The 4,955-nt window shown below is 26.2% G+C and carries 9 protein-coding genes; 8 read left to right on the plus strand and 1 reads right to left on the minus strand.

Annotated elements, in window-relative coordinates:
- The 5 genes from E6771_RS15850 to E6771_RS15870 form a co-directional block, all read left to right on the plus strand.
- The coding region (locus E6771_RS15850) for a hypothetical protein (protein WP_316092323.1) at positions 1–412 on the plus strand (412 nt) is incomplete at its 5' end.
- Complete coding sequence (locus E6771_RS15855; RefSeq protein WP_316092324.1) at positions 390–1,433, plus strand: hypothetical protein; 1,044 nt, start codon at positions 390–392, stop codon at positions 1,431–1,433. The genes E6771_RS15850 and E6771_RS15855, both read left to right, overlap by 23 nt.
- A complete protein-coding gene (locus E6771_RS15860) occupies positions 1,423–1,857 on the plus strand; it encodes a conjugal transfer protein TraD (RefSeq protein WP_316092325.1) in 435 nt (144 codons plus the stop codon). Before E6771_RS15855 ends, E6771_RS15860 begins: the two co-directional genes overlap by 11 nt.
- Before the next feature lie 72 nt (positions 1,858–1,929).
- Positions 1,930–2,199, plus strand: a complete 270-nt coding sequence (locus tag E6771_RS15865) for a hypothetical protein (protein ID WP_316092326.1) — start codon at positions 1,930–1,932, stop codon at positions 2,197–2,199.
- A 61-nt stretch (positions 2,200–2,260) separates the two neighbouring features.
- On the plus strand, positions 2,261–2,650 hold the full coding sequence (locus E6771_RS15870) for a hypothetical protein (protein ID WP_316092327.1): 390 nt from the start codon (positions 2,261–2,263) through the stop codon (positions 2,648–2,650).
- A gap of 44 nt (positions 2,651–2,694) precedes the next feature.
- Here the strand turns inward: E6771_RS15870 and E6771_RS15875 are convergent, their stop codons facing one another.
- Positions 2,695–3,291 (minus strand): tyrosine-type recombinase/integrase, encoded by a 597-nt coding sequence (locus E6771_RS15875; protein WP_316092330.1) that lies wholly within the window; start codon positions 3,289–3,291, stop codon positions 2,695–2,697.
- Positions 3,292–3,423: 132 nt separating this feature from the next.
- On the opposite strand from E6771_RS15875, the gene E6771_RS15880 reads away from it, so the two are divergent.
- From E6771_RS15880 to E6771_RS15890, 3 genes are all read left to right on the plus strand, one after another.
- Positions 3,424–3,768 (plus strand): hypothetical protein, encoded by a 345-nt coding sequence (locus E6771_RS15880; protein ID WP_316092331.1) that lies wholly within the window; start codon positions 3,424–3,426, stop codon positions 3,766–3,768.
- Positions 3,769–4,299 (plus strand): type IV secretion system protein, encoded by a 531-nt coding sequence (locus E6771_RS15885; RefSeq protein ID WP_316092332.1) that lies wholly within the window; start codon positions 3,769–3,771, stop codon positions 4,297–4,299.
- Between the two features lie 18 nt (positions 4,300–4,317).
- Positions 4,318–4,955, plus strand: a 638-nt coding sequence (locus E6771_RS15890) for a TrbG/VirB9 family P-type conjugative transfer protein (protein WP_316092334.1), incomplete at its 3' end; no start/stop codon positions are given.

Here is a 4,955-nt window from a genome sequence, read left to right on the forward strand (position 1 = left end):
TCAGATGACTAAAGGGGAACACAGTAAACATCTGAAAGAGCAAATGAAATATGAAGAATTGAAAAAAGAAAGAGAGCTGACAAAAGAAGAAGAGCAGCTCTATTTAGATTCGGCTAGATATACAGCCAAATACAAATATGATGATAAAATACTTGGGAAAGTTATCGCAGTAGAAGAAAAGGTTAAAGAAAAGTATCTTGGAATGATTGCACAGGAAAGAGAAAAAATAGATGAAATAGAGAAAAATTCTATTTCCATTGAAACAATAAAGATAAAAGATAATACTCTTATACTAGATACATTTGAAAAAGTAAAAGATGAAGCAAGAAAAAATATCTCTAATTTAAGAACTAAACAGGAAGATATTAAAGGGATTAAGAAAAATCTTAATGCTTACAAAGTCAGAAGATAAACTCAATGCTCTTCAAGAATTGAGAGATAAGGCAGGACTTTTCAACTTCAAAGAAAAAAATAGTATAAATAATCAAGTAAAAGCTGAAGAAATAAAGTATAAGGAATTACAGGATAAAATATTAGAAATTGAAGGCAAAGATATAACTAAAGAATTGAAAAAAATAGAAGAAACTTTCAAAAAAGCTATGAGAAATATTAATAGACAAGAAAGAGAAGTATCTAAAGCTGTAGCCTTTAACTATGAAAAAATTTCTATTGCTTCAAAAATAGATATGGAGCTATTTTCTACTCAAGAAAAAATAGCTGTAGATTTAGTGAAAGATGAAAAAACAGAAATAGAAGAATTTAGTGAAAGAGTTGAAAAAGTATTCTTCCAGGAAGCTGGTAAGAATATTCTTGAAGTACAAGAAAAGAATATTAAAGATAAAGCACTTGATAAGGCTGTAGAAGAACTTAATAAAAATATAGACAACAATACCCAAGGAATGACTTCTGATTTAGAAGAAAAACTTCTTGATAAGAACCTTAGAAATATTAAAGAGAATAGATTTAAAAATGATAGATACAAATATGATCTGGAACAGTTGAAAAATCTAAAAGACAATGAAAAGGAAGAAATATATATGGCTCTTAATAAGAAGATAAAAGAACGTCAAACTAAAAATTATGAAAAAATGAGAATATACAAGGAAATAATGGAAAATTCAAAAGAGCCAGAACAAATAAAAGAAATTAAAAAAGAGATGAAGGTTACTTCAGATAGCATAAAACTATATAAAGAAATTGGATCACTTACAGATAAATATTTAATGACAGATAAAATAGCAGCTCTTAAAGAAAAGGTAAAAGAAAAAAATAAAAATATTTCAAAAGATATAGCTCCAGCAAGAAAAAGAAAGGAAGATCATGTAAGAGGTATGAAAGATATAGAACTAAATAAAAAGAAAAGAGATAAAGAAGATATAGAAGGAACACTTCAAAGTCTTTTAAAAACAAAGGAAGATGAATATGAAAGATAAAATAGCAGTTCTTGAAGAAAAACTGATGAAAGTCAATTTAAAGTTAAGAAAATATAATAGAGAGGGGATAAATCCAAGAAAAGCAAGAGCAAAACATCTTATAGAAATAGGTGCTTTGCTGGAGATAGCAGAAATAGATCAGGAAGATAAAGGAATGTTGCTGGGTTATTTTCTTAATTTAAAAAATTATAATGCTGAAGAAAGAAAAAAGATGAAGATAGTAGGAGATATACTTCTTAATCAGAGAAAAGAAGATAGGGAACAAAGAAGAAAACTTATAGGAGAAAAAGAGATTCAAGAGCTGCTGGAACTTTCTAAAGAAAAAAATATTTTTGAAACTATAGTAAATGATTTTAAAAAGAAGTTATTGGAAGAATTAACAATTAAAGAATATAGAATAATACTAGATAAGTATTCAGACTAAAAATAAGTGGAAAAGCAAGATATTAAAGTGATATAATTAAATTAAAAAAAATTATTTAGGAGGGAAAGAAGAATGAAAAAAGGAATATTAATGTTATTAGCAGTAGTATTACTAGCAAGTTGTGGAGATACAGTAAAAAAAGTACCATATGAAGAAAAAGAAGCTATGGTAGAAAAAGCTCAAACAGACACAGCAGTAAAACAAGAACTTGAAAAAATAATGAAAGAGTTAAAAGAAAAATCAGATAAAGGAAATAAAGAAGCAAATATAGAATTTCAAGAATATTTAAAAATAGAATCAATGCAAAAACCAAAAGCAGTAAAAAATCCAGTAAGTATTTAACTTATAGAAATAATAATGAATAAAAAGTTTGTTCTATTTTAATTTTAAGAAAGGGAATAAAATGGAAACATTATTTGGACATTTGGAAAAATTAATATTTATTCTTTATGGTTTAATAGGACTTATAATACTTTATGTGGTAATAGAAATAGTAGTGAAAGTATTTTCTATAGTTTTTAAAATAGTTGAAATTATATTAAAAATTGGAATAATTATATTTGCTATTGGTAGTGGAATAAAAATGTTTATGAATGGAGAATCATTCATAGAAATCTTAAAAATAGAAGCCTTGTTTTTAGTAGCAAGTTTTTTACTTTGGCAAATGTTAGTAGCAGGGTTATTTGGTGGAGATACTTCAGTAGATTGTGATATATGTACTAAAAGAAATTATTGTAGAGAAAAACAGAAAGGAAGAAGTTGTCCTGGAAGAATTCCACAAAAAAATTTTTAATAAAAGAGTGCAAAAATGCACTCTTTTTTGTATTAAAGATAAATTTAGAAATTAAAATTTTCATATATAAAATCAATTTCCTCTTGATCTATTCCGATATATCTTAAAGTATGAGCAACAGATGAATGATTTAAGATTTTCATAATACTTCCAATATCCTTAGTTTTTCTATAAACATTATATCCCCAAGTTTTTCTTAATGAATGAGTTCCTATAGCATAAGGAATTTTTAAATCAATTTTTGCTTGAGTAAAATATCTGTTAACAGAAGCAGAAGTTATAGGAGCATCAAATCCAGTTTTTATATAAACTCGATTTAAAGATTTAAAAAGATATCCAGTAGAAGAAATTCCTTTAGTGTTATATGAATGTTTTAATTGATTTATAGCATCTTTGCAACTACTGTTTAATTGAATATATTTAATTTTCTTAGTCTTAATCTCTCTAATTTTTATTTTCCATTCATCATCTATATCTTCAAACTTTAAATTTCTCAAATCAGATATTCTTAAAGCTATGTTAATACCAATATTTATAAGGGCTAAGATAACAAATTTCTCCTGTTTTAAAAAATAATTACGAATTTTTTTTAAATCTTTCTTTTTTATATAAAAAACTTCCTGCCCTCTGTTACTTTTCATTTTTTCCTCCATTTTTTGAAAACTACTTTTTTTCATAAATATTGTGTTAAAAACTAAAAAAAACATCAAAAAATGAGTGTTATTTAGTCCTTATATCACTCATTGATATTATATCATGGAGGTGGTTCATTTATGAACACAATTTTAAGCAAAACTTATTGTATTGAGGGGCAGAGATTTTCTAATAAACAAAGAACATTTCTTACCTTTTTTCTTCTTTTTTTTACTATTGGGATATTAACTTATTCCAGTCTTTCAGGATTACCAATAGAGGCTAATCTTACTAAATATCTAAATATGGTAGTTAGAATATTTAGATTTGTTGTTGCTTTTGGTATTATTTTTAGCCTTATGGCTTTCTTTAAAGGAAGTCAAATGTGGATGATGGGATTAGGAATAGTTGTAGTAGGATTAATAATATCTAATCTTGAAACTATTCTTGATCTTATTGGATTAACTGGAGGTGTATGCTTCTAAATGTTTAACTGGAGAAACAAAAATAAAAAGCAGGTTATTGAAAAAGATAACAATAATTATACGATACTGGGATATGCAAATGATCTTTCATCAAAAACTTATCAAGCAGATGATAAGTCTGTAGCATATTTTATTAACAATTTTGTAAGAAAATCAAGGTATTTATCTAGTGACTTAGTTCTTTATAAGAAGAACTATGAAGAGATAATGTTTTTTATGACTGATTCAACCAATAACAAATTAGAACAATTTTTAATTGATAGTGGCTACAGAGAAAAAATTAAAGAAAAGAAAACTGTAGATATTGAAATTCTATCTACATTGAAATTAACTGATGATACATATCAAGTTAGATGGATTGAGAAAACTTATGATGAATATGGAAAATTAAGAGGTAGAGATTTAATGGTAGGAGTTTATACATATAAATTTACTAATCCTAAAAATAAAGAAATGATTAAATATAATCCACTAAATATTCTCATAACTGATATATCTCAATCTAAAGAAACAGATTCAGGGAAAAAATAAACTAGGAGGAAAAGATTTATGAAAAAATGTTTAATTATTTTCTCCATATTGCTGCTATCAGGATTAAGTTTTGCTAAGAATATTAATCTAATAAAAGAAGCAAAATCTGGAGAAATTGCAAACATTGTTTTTAATGAAGATGATAAATATTTTATCTATTCAAAGCCAATGTTTCAGACAACTGTAAGCTTTGGAGATGAAGTAGTACAGTATGCAGAATTTGGAGATGATGTACGTTGGAATGTTATTGAAGATACTCATTCAGTAAGAATAAAGTCTTTTGATGAAAATTTAGTAACAGACTTGATGGTAGAAACAGATAAGAACAGATACTATTTTGTAGTTGAATCTACTTATAATGACTATAACAGACTTGTTAAGTTTATGTATCCACAAAGAGATTATGAAAAGAAAAGACAAAAGCAAAAACAAGTAGAGCCTCTTAATGTAGTAAATCTTGAAAAATTAAATAACAGATATACAGTATCTAAAAAATACAGTTGGACACCTTCGCAGATATTTGATGATGGGTTTAAAACTTATTTCATTATGTCGCCCAATCTGAAAGAGTTACCTGCACTACTTGTAAGAACAGAAGATAAAAATGTAGCACTTGTAAATTGGAGATTTAGGGAAACAGATAATGGGACAGGGAT

The sequence above is a fragment of the Fusobacterium sp. genome (assembly GCF_032477075.1).
GTDB lineage: Bacteria > Fusobacteriota > Fusobacteriia > Fusobacteriales > Fusobacteriaceae > Fusobacterium_A.

What these genes read in the sequence shown, in the direction of transcription:
- E6771_RS15855 (WP_316092324.1), top strand. Translation starts at nt 390, where the DNA reads ATGCTTACAAAGTCAGAAGATAAACTCAATGCTCTTCAAGAATTGAGA.
- E6771_RS15860 (WP_316092325.1), top strand. Translation starts at nt 1,423, where the DNA reads ATGAAAGATAAAATAGCAGTTCTTGAAGAAAAACTGATGAAAGTCAAT.
- E6771_RS15865 (WP_316092326.1), top strand. Translation starts at nt 1,930, where the DNA reads ATGAAAAAAGGAATATTAATGTTATTAGCAGTAGTATTACTAGCAAGT.
- E6771_RS15870 (WP_316092327.1), top strand. Translation starts at nt 2,261, where the DNA reads ATGGAAACATTATTTGGACATTTGGAAAAATTAATATTTATTCTTTAT.
- E6771_RS15875 (WP_316092330.1), bottom strand. Translation starts at nt 3,291, where the DNA reads ATGAAAAGTAACAGAGGGCAGGAAGTTTTTTATATAAAAAAGAAAGAT.
- E6771_RS15880 (WP_316092331.1), top strand. Translation starts at nt 3,424, where the DNA reads ATGAACACAATTTTAAGCAAAACTTATTGTATTGAGGGGCAGAGATTT.
- E6771_RS15885 (WP_316092332.1), top strand. Translation starts at nt 3,769, where the DNA reads ATGTTTAACTGGAGAAACAAAAATAAAAAGCAGGTTATTGAAAAAGAT.